This is a genomic window from Staphylococcus sp. HMSC068G11, from assembly GCF_001815825.1.
Classification (GTDB): domain Bacteria; phylum Bacillota; class Bacilli; order Staphylococcales; family Staphylococcaceae; genus Staphylococcus; species Staphylococcus epidermidis.
Map to the genome: position 1 here is coordinate 1285 of NZ_KV822065.1, position 829 is coordinate 2113.

General features: G+C 32.4%; 2 protein-coding genes. Both read right to left on the reverse strand.

Annotated features, from left to right (window positions below):
• Positions 1-193: DUF960 family protein (locus HMPREF3058_RS02950; RefSeq protein WP_218086602.1), on the reverse strand; the 193-nt coding region annotated here is incomplete at its 3' end.
• 86 nt (positions 194-279) lie between these two features.
• Entirely contained in the window at positions 280-630 is a 351-nt protein-coding gene (locus HMPREF3058_RS02955; RefSeq protein ID WP_000859159.1) for an SAUGI family uracil-DNA glycosylase inhibitor, read from the reverse strand.
• Between the last annotated feature and the right edge of the window lie 199 nt (positions 631-829).

Genomic DNA, 829 nt, shown 5'->3' on the forward strand with positions numbered 1-829 from the left:
CCAATTTGTATGCGGGTTGTTCTTGTTCATGTGTAATTGACAACATATTATCATCTTCTTGTAGTTTGAAAATGTGTAGGTAATCTGTATTAAGTTGATTGTCTCGATCTTTTACCATGTTCCAAAGTAAGATTTGAAGGTCTAGAGATAGTTGTTCACTAATGCCTCTTGTGATGTATCGATTGATTTTCATACTATTTTCCTCCATTTTGCTTTTCTTTCATGATGTCAATCACTTCGTTAATGACTGTAACAGATATTTGTGCCACTTTGATCCAATTATTCATGGTTATTCCCTCCTTCTTTTAGTAAATGACGTTCATCGATAATCGTATTTTTAGTATCTGTGAGGTATAGAAAGTCCATATCAAAATGATCCAGATAACCAATACTGATGAGTTGGTTATTAGAATACATTAGAAATGGATAGATACTTAGTTCATGTAGCTCATTATTATAGTAGGTATAAGTTTCAAGTATAAGATGTGCAAGTGGGGAATCATTAATAAAACGTTTGGGTAGAATATTTTCTGCCGCTTCCTCCAGTGTTTCACATTCCCATGTTTCATTGTTAGATAATTGGAATAAACGAGTCATATATTGTTTGAGTTCTTGAGTAGTTGTTTTCATATCATTGCCTCCCTAGATAGTGTGATAGTGATGTACTTCATATACATCATTGAGATAATATATATTTGATTTGTCATTTATTACTGATCCCGTTGACAATATGAGAAAATTCCATATAAAAAACCGCTACAAACCTTGGTATGACAAGGAAATCCCGAAATTCCGCCTATTTTGACGAACAATCAACTCATTATTTATA

Coding starts and splice junctions, on each gene's coding strand:
- HMPREF3058_RS02955 (WP_000859159.1), bottom strand. CDS start 630: ATGAAAACAACTACTCAAGAACTCAAACAATATATGACTCGTTTATTC.